The organism is Cupriavidus nantongensis, from assembly GCF_001598055.1.
Taxonomy (GTDB): Bacteria; Pseudomonadota; Gammaproteobacteria; order Burkholderiales; family Burkholderiaceae; genus Cupriavidus; species Cupriavidus nantongensis.
Window position 1 is genome coordinate 61,211 of record NZ_CP014845.1, and the last position, 16,306, is coordinate 77,516.

15 protein-coding genes are annotated in these 16,306 nt (G+C 67.8%); 9 read left to right on the plus strand and 6 right to left on the minus strand.

The window, feature by feature from the left end; genetic code table 11:
- Positions 1 to 8: 8 nt before the first annotated feature.
- Both A2G96_RS21675 and A2G96_RS21680 read left to right on the plus strand, forming a co-directional pair.
- Positions 9 to 1,031 (plus strand): 4-hydroxythreonine-4-phosphate dehydrogenase PdxA, encoded by a 1,023-nt coding sequence (locus A2G96_RS21675; RefSeq protein WP_062802307.1) that lies wholly within the window; start codon positions 9 to 11, stop codon positions 1,029 to 1,031.
- Positions 1,032 to 1,122: 91 nt separating this feature from the next.
- Entirely contained in the window at positions 1,123 to 2,298 is a 1,176-nt protein-coding gene (locus A2G96_RS21680; RefSeq protein ID WP_062802308.1) for an L-rhamnonate dehydratase, read from the plus strand.
- A gap of 24 nt (positions 2,299 to 2,322) precedes the next feature.
- On the opposite strand, the gene A2G96_RS21685 is transcribed toward A2G96_RS21680, so the two are convergent.
- The gene (locus A2G96_RS21685) at positions 2,323 to 3,264 is read right to left on the minus strand and encodes a LysR substrate-binding domain-containing protein (protein ID WP_062802309.1); all 942 of its coding nucleotides are present in this window, start codon (positions 3,262 to 3,264) and stop codon (positions 2,323 to 2,325) included.
- Between the two features lie 278 nt (positions 3,265 to 3,542).
- On the opposite strand from A2G96_RS21685, the gene A2G96_RS21690 reads away from it, so the two are divergent.
- Together A2G96_RS21690 and A2G96_RS21695 are read left to right on the plus strand one after the other, a co-directional pair.
- Positions 3,543 to 5,288 (plus strand): IlvD/Edd family dehydratase, encoded by a 1,746-nt coding sequence (locus tag A2G96_RS21690; protein ID WP_062802310.1) that lies wholly within the window; start codon positions 3,543 to 3,545, stop codon positions 5,286 to 5,288.
- A 65-nt stretch (positions 5,289 to 5,353) separates the two neighbouring features.
- Entirely contained in the window at positions 5,354 to 6,697 is a 1,344-nt protein-coding gene (locus tag A2G96_RS21695) for an MFS transporter (protein ID WP_062802311.1), read from the plus strand.
- A gap of 20 nt (positions 6,698 to 6,717) precedes the next feature.
- On the opposite strand, the gene A2G96_RS21700 is transcribed toward A2G96_RS21695, so the two are convergent.
- The gene (locus tag A2G96_RS21700) at positions 6,718 to 6,954 is read right to left on the minus strand and encodes a hypothetical protein (protein WP_018004736.1); all 237 of its coding nucleotides are present in this window, start codon (positions 6,952 to 6,954) and stop codon (positions 6,718 to 6,720) included.
- A gap of 281 nt (positions 6,955 to 7,235) precedes the next feature.
- Between A2G96_RS21700 and A2G96_RS21705 the strand changes: the two genes are divergently transcribed.
- Entirely contained in the window at positions 7,236 to 8,375 is a 1,140-nt protein-coding gene (locus A2G96_RS21705) for an alpha/beta hydrolase family protein (RefSeq protein WP_062802312.1), read from the plus strand.
- A 119-nt stretch (positions 8,376 to 8,494) separates the two neighbouring features.
- Here A2G96_RS21705 and A2G96_RS21710 read toward each other — a convergent pair whose 3' ends face one another.
- A complete protein-coding gene (locus A2G96_RS21710) occupies positions 8,495 to 8,716 on the minus strand; it encodes a hypothetical protein (protein WP_062802313.1) in 222 nt (73 codons plus the stop codon).
- A 314-nt stretch (positions 8,717 to 9,030) separates the two neighbouring features.
- On the opposite strand from A2G96_RS21710, the gene A2G96_RS21715 reads away from it, so the two are divergent.
- The gene (locus A2G96_RS21715) at positions 9,031 to 9,576 is read left to right on the plus strand and encodes a PadR family transcriptional regulator (protein WP_062802314.1); all 546 of its coding nucleotides are present in this window, start codon (positions 9,031 to 9,033) and stop codon (positions 9,574 to 9,576) included.
- A 27-nt stretch (positions 9,577 to 9,603) separates the two neighbouring features.
- Here A2G96_RS21715 and A2G96_RS21720 read toward each other — a convergent pair whose 3' ends face one another.
- Both A2G96_RS21720 and A2G96_RS21725 read right to left on the minus strand, forming a co-directional pair.
- Positions 9,604 to 10,599: an NAD(P)H-dependent flavin oxidoreductase gene (locus A2G96_RS21720; RefSeq protein ID WP_062802315.1), complete on the minus strand. Its 996-nt coding sequence runs from the start codon at positions 10,597 to 10,599 to the stop codon at positions 9,604 to 9,606.
- 70 nt (positions 10,600 to 10,669) lie between these two features.
- The gene (locus A2G96_RS21725) at positions 10,670 to 11,101 is read right to left on the minus strand and encodes a nuclear transport factor 2 family protein (RefSeq protein ID WP_062802316.1); all 432 of its coding nucleotides are present in this window, start codon (positions 11,099 to 11,101) and stop codon (positions 10,670 to 10,672) included.
- A gap of 170 nt (positions 11,102 to 11,271) precedes the next feature.
- On the opposite strand from A2G96_RS21725, the gene A2G96_RS21730 reads away from it, so the two are divergent.
- Positions 11,272 to 12,306 (plus strand): tyrosine-type recombinase/integrase, encoded by a 1,035-nt coding sequence (locus A2G96_RS21730; RefSeq protein WP_062802317.1) that lies wholly within the window; start codon positions 11,272 to 11,274, stop codon positions 12,304 to 12,306.
- Between the two features lie 156 nt (positions 12,307 to 12,462).
- Positions 12,463 to 13,482: a UDP-glucose 4-epimerase GalE gene (galE, locus tag A2G96_RS21735; RefSeq protein ID WP_062802318.1), complete on the plus strand. Its 1,020-nt coding sequence runs from the start codon at positions 12,463 to 12,465 to the stop codon at positions 13,480 to 13,482.
- An 82-nt stretch (positions 13,483 to 13,564) separates the two neighbouring features.
- Here the strand turns inward: galE and A2G96_RS21740 are convergent, their stop codons facing one another.
- Positions 13,565 to 13,873, minus strand: coding sequence for an H-NS histone family protein (locus tag A2G96_RS21740; protein WP_062802319.1), 309 nt, complete (start codon positions 13,871 to 13,873; stop codon positions 13,565 to 13,567).
- Positions 13,874 to 14,411: 538 nt separating this feature from the next.
- On the opposite strand from A2G96_RS21740, the gene A2G96_RS21745 reads away from it, so the two are divergent.
- Positions 14,412 to 16,211 (plus strand): methyl-accepting chemotaxis protein, encoded by a 1,800-nt coding sequence (locus tag A2G96_RS21745; protein ID WP_062802320.1) that lies wholly within the window; start codon positions 14,412 to 14,414, stop codon positions 16,209 to 16,211.
- The last annotated feature ends 95 nt before the right edge of the window (positions 16,212 to 16,306 follow it).

The window sequence follows — 16,306 nt, forward strand, 5'->3', positions numbered from 1 at the left end:
GAAGCCTCATGCATTCCCGTCCAAGAATCGCCATGGTGCTGGGCGACCCCGCCGGCATCGGTCCCGAACTGATCGCCCGTCTGCTGGCCGACGCCGGCACCGCCGCGCAGGCCGAGATCCTGCTGATCGCCGACCGCGCCGAATGGCGCCACGGCATGCAGGTCGCCGGGGTCGAGCTGGCACTGGCCGAGACCGATGTGCCCGTCTTCGCCGCCGATGGCCAGCCGCGCCTGTACCACTGGCAGCTGCCCGAGAGCCCGGCTTATGCGCGCGGCGTGGCCAGCGCCGAAGGCGGGCGCTACAGCCTGGGCACGCTGAAGCTGGCGCTGGAACTGGCGCAGGCCGGACAGGCCGATGCGATCCTGTTCGGGCCGCTCAACAAGAGCTCGCTGCACGCCGCCGGCATGGCGCATAGCGACGAGCTGCACTGGTTCGCCGAGCAGCTTGGCTATCACGGCAATTTCTGCGAGTTCAACGTGCTGGACGGGCTATGGACCTCTCGAGTGACCTCGCACGTCGCGCTAAAGGACGTGCCGGCGATGATTACGCCCGACAGCGTCGGTGGTGCCATCGACCTGATCGACCAGGCCCTGCGGCGTGCCGGCATGGCCCGCCCGCGCATCGCAGTGTGCGGCCTGAATCCGCACAACGGCGACAACGGCGCCTTTGGCCGCGAAGAGATCGACGTGATCGCGCCCGCCGTGGCTTCGGCGCGTGAACGTGGCGTCGATGCGCAGGGCCCGTTCCCGGCCGACACCATCTTCCTGAAGGTGCAGGGCGGGCCGTCGCTGCGGCAGTTCGACGCCATCGTCACCATGTACCACGACCAGGGCCAGATCGGCATCAAGCTGATGGGCTTCTCGCGCGGCGTGACGGTGCAGGGCGGACTGCCGGTGCCGATTACCACGCCCGCGCACGGCACCGCGTTCGACATCACGCAGCAGGGCCGCGCCGATCCCGGCGCCACGCTGCAGGCGTTCCAGATCGCCTGCCGCATGGGCGCGCAACGGCGCGCCGCCGCGCAAGCCTAGCCACCCGTCCCTCTCTAACCGAATCCGGCAGGACCGCCCCCGGCGCGGCCGGGGCGCGTTCGCGCCAACGCATTGCCATCAGGAGCTGAATATGAAGATCACCAACGTCCGCGCCCGCGTCTTCGAATGGAAGGGCAAGACCGTGCCGCCGCAGGCGCACTTCTGCACCAACGCCACCGACATCCTGTACGAGCGCGGCGACGCCATGGGCTCGTTCCGCTTCCACGGCTGGATGGTGGTCGAGATCGAGACCGATACCGGCCTGGTCGGCATCGGCAACTGCGCGCTGGCGCCGCGCGTGGCCAAGCAGATCGTCGACCAGTACCTGGCCCCGGTGGTGCTCGGCCAGGACCCGTTCGACAACGAATACCTGTGGCAGAAGATGTATCGCCGCACCCACGCCTGGGGCCGCAAGGGCATCGGCATGGCGGCGATCTCGGCGGTGGATATCGCGCTGTGGGACCTGATGGGCAAGGCGGTCGGCAAGCCGGTGTTCAAGCTGCTGGGCGGGCGCACCAAGGAAAAGATCTGGTGCTACGCCTCCAAGCTCTACAACAACGACGACCGCGACGCCTTCCTGGCCGAAGCGCAGCGCTATCTCGACCAGGGCTTCACCGCGATGAAGATGCGCTTCGGCTACGGCCCCAAGGACGGTCCCGCCGGCATGCAGAAGAACCTCGAGCAGGTGCGGCTGCTGCGCGAGCTGGTCGGCGACGGCGTCGACATCATGCTGGAGTGCTACATGGGCTGGACCCTCGAATACGCGCGCCGCATGCTGCCGCGCCTGGCCGAGTTCAATCCGCGCTGGCTGGAAGAACCGGTGATTGCCGACGATATCGAAGGCTATGTCGAGCTGAAGAAGGCCAGCCCGTTCCCGATTTCCGGGGGCGAGCACGAGTTCACCTCGTACGGCTTCAAGGACCTGCTGGAGCGGCGCGCCGTCGACGTGATCCAGTACGACACCAACCGCGTCGGCGGCATTACCGCGGCGCAGAAGATCAACGCCATGGCCGAGGCCTGGTCGGTGCCGGTGATCCCGCACGCCGGCCAGATGCACAACTACCACCTGACCATGGCATCGACCGCGTCGCCGATGGCCGAGTACTTCCCGGTGCATGACGTCGAGGTCGGCAACGAGCTGTTCTACTACATCTTCAAGGGCGACCCGGCGCCGGACAATGGTTACCTGCAGCTTGACGACAACCTGCCGGGGCTGGGGCTGGAACTGAACCAAGCGTATTTCGACCAGTTCGACATCCTCGGCTGACGCCGGCACCAGGCACGCGCCGTTTCACGCCGGCGCGTGCCCGTCATAGATGGCCTGCGCGGCCTCGCGCAGCGCGTCGGCGACCAGCAGCGCGCCGGGCGACATCAGCCGGTCGGTCGGCGTGATCAGGCCGAAGTCGTCCATATGGCAGGGCATCGCCATCGGCAGGATCTCCACCATGCCGAATGCGGCGTAGTATTGCGCCACGTCGGCGGTCAGTACCGCGATCATGTCCGACTGCGTCACCATGCGCGTCAGGAACAGCAGCGCGGCGGTCTCGACCACATTGACCGGCGGCGCCAGGCTGGCGCGCTGGAACATCAGCTCGAAGCGGTGACGCAGCACGGTGCCGGCCGGCGGGATCAGCCACGCGGCATCGGCGGCATCGGCCAGTGACAGGCCGCGCGCCGCCAGCATCGGATGGCCTGGCCGCACCACCGCGCAGACCGGCTCCTGCGCCATCGGCTCGTAGCGCAGCCGGCCCTTGTCGTGCTCGGGAAACAGGCGCGCCACCACCATGTCCAGCTTTTCCTGCCCCAGGCGGTCGAGCAGCACGTTGCTGTTGTCGATGTCGACCGAGACCCGCAGCCCCGGATAGCGCGCCTTGACCTGCGCGATCGCCACGGGCAGCAGCTGCACCCCGGGCGAGGTGATCGCGCCGATCGCCACATGGCCAAGCCGCCCGGCCTTCAGCGCCAGCACTTCTTCACGCGCCTGGTTCAGGCTGCCCACCACCGCGCGCGCGTGGCGGATCATCGCGCGGCCGCAGTCGGTCGGCGCCATGCCGCGCGGCAGGCGCTCGAACAGCGGTACCGACAGCAGTTCCTCCAGCTCGCGCAGCAGCTTGGACGCGGCCGGCTGCGTCATCGCCAGCCGCTCGGCCGCGCGGTGGATGCTGCCTTCGTCGGCCACGGCCAGCAGCAGCAGGAGCTGGCGGGTCTTGAGGCGGGTGTGGTTGTGCCACATGGGCAGGGCCTCGGGGGCCGGGGAAGTCGCGGCAGAAACGGGGGCGGCAGGGGTGGCGGGCATGGGGCTAGGGTTTGTACTGATGCCGGAATCGATATGCCAAAGGCCGAACTCTTCATTAGTAGCATATCGGCAAGCTGCATACACTGCGTCCCACAAAACATAACGACCGGAGACAGCGTGGTGCCGCCTGCCGCCGCCGGACAGCGCCCCGCCGCTGGATCCGTCGTCCCTGCCATTCCCGCCGCCAGCGATGGCGGCCCCGCACCAGGAACAACATGTCGGATTCCAACGACAAGCAACGCAAGCCGCTGCGCTCGACCGCGTGGTTCGGCACCGCCGACAAGAACGGCTTCATGTACCGCAGCTGGATGAAGAACCAGGGCATCCCCGACCATGCCTTCGACGGGCGCCCGGTGATCGGCATCTGCAACACCTGGTCGGAACTGACCCCGTGCAACGCGCACTTCCGCAAGCTGGCCGAGCACGTCAAGCGCGGCGTGTATGAAGCCGGCGGCTTCCCGGTTGAGTTCCCGGTGTTCTCCAACGGCGAATCGAACCTGCGCCCGACCGCGATGCTGACGCGCAACCTCGCCGCGATGGATGTCGAGGAAGCGATCCGCGGCAACCCGATCGATGCCGTGGTGCTGCTGACCGGCTGCGACAAGACCACGCCCGCGCTGCTGATGGGCGCGGCCAGCTGCGACGTGCCGGCCATCGTCGTCACCGGCGGGCCGATGCTCAACGGCAAGCTCGACGGCAAGGACATCGGCTCGGGCACCGCGGTGTGGCAGCTGCATGAATCGCTGAAGGCGGGCGAGATCAACCTGCACCAGTTCCTGTCGGCCGAGGCCGGCATGTCGCGCTCGGCCGGCACCTGCAACACCATGGGCACGGCCTCGACCATGGCCTGCATGGCCGAGGCGCTCGGCACCTCGCTGCCGCACAATGCCGCGATCCCCGCCGTGGACGCGCGCCGCTACGTGCTGGCGCACATGTCCGGCATCCGCATCGTCGAGATGGCGCGCGAGGACCTGACGCTGTCGAAGATCCTGACGCGCCAGGCGTTCGAGAACGCGATCCGCGTCAATGCGGCAATCGGCGGCTCGACCAACGCGGTGATCCACCTGAAGGCGATCGCCGGCCGCATCGGCGTGCCGCTGGAACTGGAAGACTGGAGCACGGTGGGGCGCGACACGCCGACCATCGTCGACCTGATGCCGTCGGGCCGCTTCCTGATGGAGGAGTTCTACTATGCCGGCGGCCTGCCCGCGGTGCTGCGCCGCCTGGGCGAGGCCGGCCTGCTGCCGCATCCCGGCGCGCTCACCGTCAACGGCAAGGCGATCTGGGACAACGTCAAGGACGCGCCGATCACCAACGATGAAGTCATCCGTCCGCTGCACCAGCCGCTGATCCGCGACGGCAGCATCCGCATCCTGCGCGGCAACCTGTCGCCGCGCGGCGCGGTGCTCAAGCCGTCGGCGGCGACGCCGAAGCTGCTGCGCCACCGCGGCCGCGCGGTGGTGTTCGAGAACCTGGAGCACTACAAGGAACGCATCGTCGACGAGTCGCTCGAGGTCGACGAGAACTCGGTGCTGGTGCTCAAGCGCTGCGGGCCGCGTGGCTATCCCGGCATGGCCGAGGTCGGCAACATGGGCCTGCCGCCCAAGCTGCTGCGCCAGGGCGTCAAGGACATGGTGCGGATTTCCGACGCGCGCATGAGCGGCACCGCCTACGGCACCGTGGTGCTGCACGTCGCGCCGGAAGCTGCTGCGGGCGGGCCGCTGGCGATCGTGCGCGACGGCGACTGGATCGAGCTCGACTGCGAGGCCGGGCGCCTGCACCTGGATATCGACGAAGCCGAGTTCGAACGCCGCATGGCTGACGTGCAGCCGCTGCAGGCGCCCGCCGACGGCGGTTATCGCAAGCTGTACGTCGACCACGTGCTGCAGGCCGACGAGGGCTGCGACCTCGACTTCCTGGTGGGCTGCCGCGGCCGCGAGGTGCCGCGCCACTCGCACTGAGCATTGCACCAAAGCGCCGGCCGCCGACGCGGCGGCCACGAGAAGACAAAACAAGGAGACCCGCCATGCAAGGCACCCAGACCGCTCCGTTGGAGCGCGCCGCCCCGATCCGGGGTGAAACATCACAAGCCGCGGAGGAGCACCGCATCATCGGCATGCTGGTGCGGCGCCTGATCCCGTTCCTGGCGCTGATCTATGTGGTTGCGTATATCGACCGCTCGGTGGTCGGCTTCGCCAAGCTGCACATGAACGCGGCCATCGGCATCAGCGATGCGGCTTATGGCCTGGGCGCGGGCCTGTTCTTCGTCGGCTACTTCCTGTGCGAGGTGCCGAGCAACCTGGCACTGGAACGCTTTGGCGCGCGCCGCTGGTTTGCGCGCATCCTGTTCACCTGGGGCGTGATCACCATGGCGATGGCGTTCACGCAGGGCGCGCACAGCTTCTATGTGCTGCGCTTCCTGCTGGGCGCGGCCGAGGCGGGCCTGTATCCGGGCATCCTCTACTTCCTGACCAAGTGGTTCCCGATGCGCCATCGCGCCCGCATCATCGGCCTGCTGGTGCTGGCGCAGCCGATCGCGCTGATCATCACCGGTCCGCTTGCCGGGCTGGTGCTGTCCACCCACGGCCTGTTCGGCATGAGCAACTGGCAGACGCTGTTCGTGCTGAGCGGCCTGCCGGCGGTGCTGCTGTGCCTGCCGACGCTGAAGCTGCTGCCCGAGTCGCCGGCCAGCGCCGCGTGGCTGGCGCCGGCGGACCGCGCCTGGATCGAACGCGAACTGGCGGCGGACCAGGCCGCCTATGCGCTGAAGTCGCACGGCAATCCGCTGCAGGCGCTGAAGGACAAGCGCGTGCTGCTGCTGTCGCTGCTGTTCCTGCCGTTTCCGCTCAGTATCTACGGGCTGTCGCTGTGGTTGCCGACCATCATCAAGCAGTTCGGCGTCACCGATGCGATGACCGGGCTGCTGTCGGCCGTGCCCTACCTGTTTGCCGTGGTCGGGCTCTGGCTGGTGCCGCGCCATTCCGACCGCAAGCGCGAGCGCTATGGCCATATCGTGGTGGTGTCGGGCATGGCGGCCATCACCATGGCGCTGAGCGCATGGGTGCAGTCGCCGGTGCTGCAGTTCCTGTTTATCTGCCTGACCGCGTTCTCGATCTATTCGATCCAGGCCGTGGTGTGGGCGCTGCCCGGCGAGTTCCTGACCGGCGCCAGCGCCGCGGTGGGCATCGCCACCATCAATTCGCTCGCCAATCTCGGCGGCTATTTCGGGCCGTATGGCATCGGCGTGATCAAGGACGCCACCGGCAGCCTTGCGGCCGGGCTGTACTTCCTGGCGGCGATGCTGCTGTTTGCGGTGCTGATGGCCTTCGTCGTGCGCGCCGCGCTGCGGCCGGCGGCCGCGCGGGCCTGAGCGACCCGCACCAAACCGGATCAGGGCCGCCGCTTCTTCCACTCGTAGTCGGGCGGCGGATCGGCCGCGCCGGCGCGGCCGACCGAGTCGGGGTTTTCCGAGCACAGCGTGACAAAGCTGACCGCCTCGCCCGCGTGCTGGCGCTGGCGCAGCGCTTCGGTAAAGCGCAGCGCCTCGCGCATCGCGTCGCTGGGGAACGACTGCGCATGCGGCGTCAGTCCGGTGCCGAGGGCTTCGGACCAGTAGACCATGTACATAAGGCTTCCTTTTGCTTGCGCGGAGGGTGTCCCGGGTTGCTGCAACCTTCGTTCCCGCTGCCGCGGCGGCGCGCAAGCGAAGGCCGGGTGTGCCGGGGACCACGATTGCAAACCCTTCCTCCGCCTTTTGCAAGCTTTGGCATGGCGCGGGCGCGCCTGATATGCCGCATCTTGCCGCCCCGTACTGGTTCCGCCGTGTCTTTCCCGGCTCGTGCCAGGCGTTGCCACGCCGCGTGCCGCTGGCCTACCATCGCCGGCATGCCAACCGGAGACCACCTGCCATGACGCCATCGACCGCCCGCCTGCCGCAGTCCATCCGTTCGTTTCTGGCGCGCGCCCTTGCCGCCGCCGCCATCGCGGTAGTGGCCGGCTGCGCCGGCACGCCGGCAGTGCCGCCCGCCGCAGACAAGGCCGCCGGTCCCACGGCCGCCGCGCCGCAGTGGCAGCGCGTGCATCTCGGCTCCGGCGCCGGCTATGACTTTCCGGTATATGCCAACCACCGGCTCGATGGCGACCTGTCGCGCATCCGCGAAGTCGTGCTGGTCCAGCATGGCCTGCAGCGCAACGGCGACGACTACTTTGCCGCCGGCGCGGCACTGCTGAAGGCCAGTGGCCGCAACCGGGACGAGGTGCTGCTGGTGGCGCCGAATTTTCCCGGCACGCCTGACCGCAACAAGGGCTTTACCGGCATGCCGCACTGGTCGGTGCAGGGATGGCTCAGCGGCGAGGACGCGGTCGAGGGCCCGGCGCGCGTCAGCTCATTGCAGGTGCTGGACGACCTGCTCGCGCGCTTCACCGACAGGGCGCGGTTGCCGCAGGTGCGCAAGGTGACGGTGGCCGGCCACTCCGGCGGCGCGCAGATCGTGCACCGCTACGCGGTGCTCAACAATGTCGACGAACGCATCCGCGCACGCGGCATCGAGCTGCGCTACGTCGTGGCCAATCCGTCTTCGTACCTGTATTTCACGCCAGTGCGGCCGGCTGGCTCCGACGGCAAGTCGTTCGCCCCATATGACGTGGCCCGTTGCCCGGACTACAACAGGTACCGCTACGGCATGCAGGACATGGTGCCGTATGCCAAAGGCGCCGACGGCATGGCGCTGTACCGGCGCTATGCCGGGCGCCAGGTGACGTATCTGGCCGGCACCGAGGACAACGATCCCAACCACCGCGTGCTCGACAAATCGTGCGGCGCCGAGGCCGAGGGCCCCACGCGGCTGCAGCGTGCGCGCGGCTACCTGCGCTATGAGCGCTACCTTGCCGGTCCGGACCTCGTCATGCGCCACCAGGCCTATGAAGTGGTGGGCGTGGGGCACGACCAGGCGCGCATGTTCGGGTCGCAATGCGGCGCGCGGGCCGTGTTCGGCATGCCCGAGGCGGACAATGCCGGCGGTGCCGCCTGCCGTGCGCCGCAGCTCTGAAGCAGGCGCCCTCCGCAACCGTCACGGCAAGAAAAAAACCCGCGAAATTCGCGGGTTCAAGTCCCTGCCCGCAGGATCGGGCTTGGAGGAGACAACCACAGGAAAACGGTGGCGCGGGATCAGCTCAGGCTGTATTTGACGACCTGTTCCTCGACGCCGACAAAACGTACCAGCTGGCGCAGGCCGCTGGGATATTCCTTGATATGGTGCCCGTCAGGCGTATCGGGCATCCGGTAATAAACTGGCGCCTTGTCGTGCACTGGCGCCAGCAGGCCGAGCGGGCGCGCGTCGGCCTCCCAGGGCACGTCGCGGTCTTCGGCAAGCAGGTTTCTTCCGGTCATGGACACACTCCAAAGTTCTGCATGGTGCGGCCGGGGGCGGATCGTTTTTGCTCGCACAGTTCAATGTATGGAATGTATGGCACGGCGGCCGGAAATGCCATTCAGCTTTTTTTAATTCTGTCTGGTGGGAAATTTCTTAACTGACAAAATCGACGAATATATCGTGTCCCGCCATATTGCCTGGCGCCCTTCGGGCACTGCCCCGGCATTGCGCTACCATAGCGCGAGTTTTTGAAAGTGCGGTGACCGGCGCGCCTGCCGGCACGCTGCGCTGTCCGAATCCACTCCGATCATTCCCCGCGCCCAGCAGACGCATGTCGACCCAGCACGCCTTGTTGATCTCCCTGATCGAAAAGCCCTCGTCCGGCTATGACTTGGCGCGGCGCTTCGACCGTTCCATCGGCTATTTCTGGCATGCCACGCACCAGCAGATCTATCGCGAACTGGGCCGCATGGCGGACAGCGGCTGGATTGCCGCCGATGAAAACGACGCGGCCGAAGGCGAGGCCGGCGCCGACCGGCGCAACCGCAAGAAGGTCTACCGGGTGCTGCCGGCGGGCCGTGACGAACTGGCGCGCTGGGTGCTGGCGCCGGGTGCGGGGCTGGACCAGCGCGAGGAGATTCTGGTCAAGCTGCGCGCCGATGCGGTGATCGGCCCGCTTGGGCTGGGCGACGAGATGCGGCGGCTGATCGCGCTGCACCGCGCCCGCCTGGAGACTTACCTGGCGATCGAGCGGCGCGATTTCTCGGCGCCGGACATGGACCGCGCGCAGCAGCTGCGCTATGCGCTGCTGCAGCGCGGGATCCGTTTCGAGACCGACTGGGTGGCTTGGGGCGAAGCCCTGCTGCCGCTGCTGTAGCGGCAGCGGGCACCGACCCCTGCGCGCTCAGGCCAGGTCGACGGCGCGTGCGCCGGCCGGGCTGGCTTCGCCCAGTCCCAGGCGGCGGCGCGCCAGCGCGTACTCCTCGGCAAAGCGGCGCACCAGCTCGGCCGCCGGCACCACGCGCTTGATCGCGCCGACGCCCTGGCCGGCGCCCCAGATGTCCTTCCACGCCTTGACGCTGGTCGAACCGAAGTTCATCTTCGACGGGTCCGATTCCGGCAGCGCGTTCGGGTCCAGCCCGGCGCGCTCGATGCTGCCGCGCAGGTAGTTGCCATGCACGCCGGTGAACAGGTTGGAATAGACGATGTCGTTGGCGCTGCTGTCGACGATCATCTGCTTGTAGCCGTCCTGCGCGTTGGCTTCGTGCGTGGCGATGAAGGCCGAGCCGATGTAGGCCAGGTCGGCGCCGGCGGCCTGCGCGGCCAGGATGGCGTCGCCGCTGGAGATCGCGCCGGACAGCAGCAGCGGGCCGTCGAACCATTCGCGGATCTCGTGCAGCAGCGCGAACGGCGACAGCGTGCCGGCATGGCCGCCGGCACCGGCCGCCACGGCCACCAGGCCATCCGCGCCTTTTTCGATCGCCTTGCGCGCGAAGGTATTGTTGATCACGTCATGCAGCACGATGCCGCCGTACGAGTGGACCGCGTCGTTGACCTCCTTGCGCGCGCCCAGCGAGGTGATCACGATCGGCACCTTGTAGCGCACGCATAGTTCCAGGTCATGCTCGAGCCGGTCGTTGGACTTGTGCACGATCTGGTTGACCGCGAACGGCGCCGACGGGCGCTCGGGGTGCTTGGCGTCGTGTTCCGCCAGTTCGGTGGTGATGCGGTCCAGCCATTCCTCCAGCTTGGGCGCGGGGCGGGCGTTCAGCGCGGGGAACGAGCCGACCACGCCGGCCTTGCACTGGGCGATGACCAGGTCGGGGTTGGAGATGATGAACAGCGGCGAGCAGACCACCGGCAGCGAAAGCCGGTTCTGCAGCTGGGCGGGAAGGGCCATGGGGGAAGTCTCCTGGGTAATTCCGATGGATGCGGTGAAGCGATGCGGTGGCGCTGCGGGCCGGCGTGCGTCAGGCGGCGCCGGTCAGCAGGTGTTTCTGGCTGGCCAGGCGCGCGGCCATGGCGGCGGCCAGCGCCTCCAGGCCGGAGCGGGGGCGCACCATGACCTCGAACTCGGCAATGCGGCCGGCGTCGTCGAAGCGGATCATGTCGATGCCCTTGAGCGCCTTGCCGTCCACGCTGGCACTGAACTCCAGCACCACGCTGTGGCCGTCGCCGCTGACGAAGCTGCGGTGGTAGCGGAAGTCCTGGAACACCTGGTTCACCGTGGTCAGCACCAGCGCGATGGCGGCGCGGCCGGGATACGGCGTATGCGCGACCGGCGAGCGGAACACTACGTCGTCGGCGACGATGGCATCGAGCCCGGCCATGGAATGGGTGGCGATCATCTGGTGCCAGGCGTCGAGCGAGGCCTGGGCGGCGGGAAGCAGGGCGTTGGTCACGGGGTCTCCTGGACGGCGTCGGGGCGATCTCTGTCATGTTCTATGCAACCAGTTGCATAGTGAATCGAAAGGTAGCACGCGCCGCGGTTGGCCGCAAGTTCAGCGTACCCGGTCAGGCGCCCAGTGACGCGTTGTCTACAATAGGCGGGTTCGCTTCTCCCGGAGGGTCCGTGACCACCAAGCCCAGCCCCGCGCAAATCGAGCAGGCGGCCTTGTTCGATGCCGACCTGGCCGCCTGGCGCGACCACCCCGAGCGCGCGTTCGACGGCTGGCTGGCGCAGCACGGTTTTCGCCACGGCACCAGCGTGGTCTACCGCGCGATGTGGGGCAAGCTGCTGCGCTGGTCGGCCGAGCGCGGCTTGCCGCCGCTGAGCTGGTCCGCCGAGCAGATCGGCGAGTTCCTGGACGCGCAGCAGCTGCACAAGTCGCACCGCTACCGTTATGCGCGGCTGATCGAACGGGTGTTCCACCACCTGTCCCGCTTGCGCGAGGGCATGCACAACCCGGGCAGCCAGGCGGTGCGCGCCCATCTGGCCGAGGGCGAGAACGATCCCACCGCGTTCCTGCTGCCGGGCGAGCGTGACCTGCTGGTGGCGCGGATCCTTGGCCCGGCCGGCGCTCCCGCCGGCGACACGGGCGCCGCGGCGTCGCCCACGCAATGGAAGCGCGCCCGCGACGCGGCGCTGCTGGCGGTGCTGCTCGGCGGCGGCCTGAAGGTGGCCGAGGCGCGCGCGCTGCGCATCGACGTGATCGCCGACATGTCCGCCGACAGCAGACCCGGAGGGATGGCGCTGCGCATGGTGCGCGCGGACAACGGCCGCGCCTACACCGTGCCGCTGTTCCCGCTGGCGCATGCGCCGCTGCGCGCCTGGCTGGCACTGCGCGAGGCCTCCGGCACGCTCGGCAGCCTGGTGTTCCCGGCCATGCCGACGGGGCGGCCGATGCATGCGGCGTCGGTCTACCGGCGCGTGGAGATCCTGCTGGATGAAGCCGGCGTGCTTGCCGGGCGCAGCGAGCGCGCGTCGCCGCAGACCTTGCGCAATACCTGCGCGGCCATGCATTTCGATGCCGGCACGGCGCCGGCCGAGGTGGCGCAGTACCTGGGCATGCGCGACCTGGAATCGGGCTGGCGGCTGCGGGCGGCGTACGAGGCCTGGCAGGCGCGGGCCGGGCTGGTGGTGCCGGCTTCCGCGGCCCCTGACTGAAGCCGTGACCGACGCGCCCGGCAGGGCGCGATGGCGCATCGTGGATAATAGGCACCTTTCCGTGGCGGGCGCGGCAGCCAGGTTATTTGCCGCGCACATGACGCACCGGCTGCCCTCCGCATAACGCTGAATCGAATCGACCAACGCCAATACCCCATGCCTGAAACCCTGCTGCTGACCGGTGCCACCGGCTATATCGCCTCGCATACCTGGGTGGCCCTGCTCAATGCCGGCTACCACGTGATCGGCCTGGATAATCTGTGCAACAGCAGCCCGGCCGTGATCGACCGGCTTGCCACCATTACCGGCCAGGCGCCGCATTTCGTGCAGGGCGATGTGCGCGACCGCGCGCTGCTGGACCGGCTCTTTGCCGAACACCGCATCAGCGCCGTGATCCATTTTGCCGCGCTCAAGGCGGTGGGCGAATCGGTCAGCCAGCCGCTGGACTATTACAGCAACAACCTCGATGGCCTGCTGACGGTCTGTGCCGCCATGGGCGCGGCCGGGGTGAAACAGCTGGTGTTCAGTTCGTCGGCCACGGTTTATGGCAATCCGCACACCGTGCCGATCCTGGAGGATTTCCCGCTGTCGGCGACCAACCCCTATGGCCAGACCAAGCTGATGGGCGAGCAAATCCTGCGCGACCTGGAAAAATCCGATCCGGCCTGGCGCATTGCCTACCTGCGTTATTTCAATCCGGTCGGCGCGCATGAAAGCGGCCTGATCGGCGAAGACCCGCGCGGCATTCCCAACAACCTGATGCCCTATGTGGCGCAGGTGGCGGGCGGGCGCCGCGAACAGCTGATGGTATTCGGCGGCGATTACCCCACCGTCGACGGCACCGGGGTGCGCGACTATATCCACGTCTGCGACCTGGCCGACGGCCATCTGGCGGCGCTCAATTATCTGCGCCGGCAGGGCCGCGGCATGACCGTGAACCTGGGCACCGGGCGCGGCTACAGCGTGCTGGAAGTGGTGCAGGCCTACCAGCGCGCCAGCGGCAAGCCGGTGCCGTACCAGATCGTGGACCGCCGCCCCGGCGATATTGCCGCCTGCTATGCCGACCCGGCACTGGCCCATGAGCTGCTGGGCTGGCGCGCGCAGCATGACCTGGACCGCATGTGCCAGGACTCGTGGCGCTGGCAGTCGATGAACCCGAACGGCTTCGACGCCTGACCCCCGGCCGGTTTTCCGCCCTGTAAAACAAAAACGCCACGGAAGTCTCCGTGGCGTTTTGCCGTCGGCCGGATCGCGCGTTTTAGCGGATCAGGAAGTCTTCGACCGATTTGCCCTGGGCCAGGGCCTGGGTCAACCAGCCCGGACGCTTGCCGCGCCCGGTCCAGGTATTGCCGGCGTTGTCGCGATAACGCACCGGCACCTTGCGGTTGGCCGCCTTCTTGCCGGCCGGGGCCTTCGCGCCAAAACCCAGGTCTTCCGCGGTCAGGCCATATTGCTCGATTTTCTCGCGAATATCCGCGATCACCGCGGATTGTTCGCGCGCCTTGATTTCCTCGGCTTGCTTCTGCAGTTCGCTGATTTTCTGAACGATTTCCTGATACGTCGCCATTGCGTCCTCGGTTCCGGTGATTGAATTGCGCTGGGTGCGCTGGTGGGCGGGGAAAATGCTGAAAACAATTATAACGGGCTCGCTGCGCGCTGCAAATCCTGGCTACCTAATCCCGGACGCTTTTTGCGAAAATTCTTGCTGCTGATAATTGTGTGAACTTTCAGTGTCAGGGCGAGTCGCGCCTGATTTTGCCCGTGCCGGCGCTACTGCGCGGTGGCCGGCAGTGCCGAAATCCCGCCGGCCCCATCGAAACGCGCTGTCGTCGTGGTGTGCGGATACCGGCCATGACATTAATTGCACCGCTATTTACGGACAGGCCGCCGCCCGGTTTCCGGCCATACCAGGCAGGCCAACGCCCCGCGTGCCTGATATCCGACATGGCGTTTATCACTGATTCACCATAACCGTGCGGGCCGGGCGCCGACTCAAGGATGAAGGGGGCGCGCCGTTATCCGGGCAGGGCGGATCAATGCGGTAACGATCCTGCCGGACCGGGGCAAGGGGTGTGTCCCGAGGATTGCCTAAGTCTTATTTCATCATGTCCTTCCACAACAATATTCAGATCAAGACCCTGCTACGGGGCGCCATGGGAATCCTGTCGCTGCTGTTGCTGCTGGTCGGCGGCGCCGGCCTGTACGGCATCTCGCAGAGCAACGATGCGCTCAGGGATACCTATGCCAACCAGCTCGGCTCGACCATCGCGCTCAGCGACGCGATGCTGGCGACCACGCGCATGCGCCTGGCGCTGGACCGCAACGTGATGCAGGGCGAGCAGGACGATCCCAAGGTCAACGTGGACCGTTCGCGCGTGTTCGTGGAGGCGTCGGACGCGGCCTGGAAGCGCTATATGAGCCTGCCACAGAATGCCGAGGAAAAGGCCCTGGCGGCGGAGCTGGGCAAGCAGCGCCAGGCCTTCATGGAGCAGGGCGTGCTGCCGTTGCAGGCGGCGTCGCTGGCGGGCAACCAGGAAGAGTCGGTGCGGCTGGCGAAGAAGGTGCTGCCTGACCTGCAGCGCAGCATGTCGAGCGCGCACGAGAAGCTGCAGAAATTCCAGATGGCGGCGGGCGAGGCCAATTTCGGCGTGGCGCAGGCCGGCTTTGCGCGCATCCGCATGCTGTCGATCGTGATGATCGTGCTGGGCCTGGCGCTTGCCGCGCTGTGCACGGTCGCGCTGAACCGCGCCATCGTCGCGCCGGTGCAAGAGGCGCTGGCGGTGTTAGAGCGCATCGCCCGCGGCGACCTGACCGCGCGCATCACCAGCATCTCGAAGAACGAGATCGGCCGCATGATGCAGGCGCTGGCCGCGATGCAGGCGAGCCTGTCGGGCATCGTCGCGGAAGTGCGCAGCGGTGCGGATTCGATGGCGTCGGCTACGCAGCAGATTTCCACCGGCAACCTGGACCTGTCGCAGCGCACCGAGGAACAGGCCTCGTCGCTGGAAGAGACCGCCGCGAGCATGGAAGAGCTGACCACGGTGGTGCGCCAGAACGCCGACAATGCACGCCAGGCCGGCGTGCTGGCGGGCGAGGCGTCGCAGATCGCTCTCAAGGGTGGCGAGGTGGTGGGCCGCGTGGTCGACACCATGAACGAGATCAACGGTGCCTCGCGCAAGGTGGTGGAAATCATCAGCGTGATCGAGGGCATCGCCTTCCAGACCAATATCCTGGCGCTCAATGCCGCGGTCGAAGCCGCCCGCGCCGGCGAGCAGGGCCGCGGCTTTGCCGTGGTGGCGGGCGAGGTGCGCAGCCTGGCGCAGCGCTCGGCCTCGGCCGCCAAGGAGATCGAGGCGCTGATCAGCGAGTCGGGCCAGCGCGTGGAGAGCGGCACCCGGCTGGTGGCCGAAGCCGGCCAGACCATGGGCGAGATCGTGCAGGCGGTGCGCCGGGTCACGGACATCATGAACGAGATCGGCGCGGCGTCGCAGGAGCAGACCAGCGGCATCGAGCAGGTCAGCCAGGCCGTGACCCAGATGGACCAGGTGACACAGCAGAACGCCGCGCTGGTCGAAGAGGCCGCGGCGGCGGCGGGCGCGCTGGAAGAGCAGGCGCAGAAGCTGAAGAACGTGGTTTCGGTGTTCACGGTTGGCGCCGACACCGCGGCCAAGGCCCCGGCGAAAGCGCTGGCATCCCCTGCGCCGGCTACGGCCGCCGGCGCCGGTGCGAGCCGTGGTACGCGCACCACGGCGGGGCGTAGCCTGCCGGCCCGTCCTGCCGGTGCGCCCGCGAGCAAGCCGGCAAACAGTGCCGCAAAAAGCGCCGCAAAAAGCGCCGCAAACCGGCCCGCAGCACGCCCGGCCGCCGCTACGGCCGGCGGCGATGATGACTGGAGCGCGTTCTAACACCCTGCGTTCGAGTCATTGCCTTGTTCACACGGCGACTGCAAGATGACATGATGCGGGGTTTGCCCCGCGTCCTGACCGTCTTCGCGCATCTT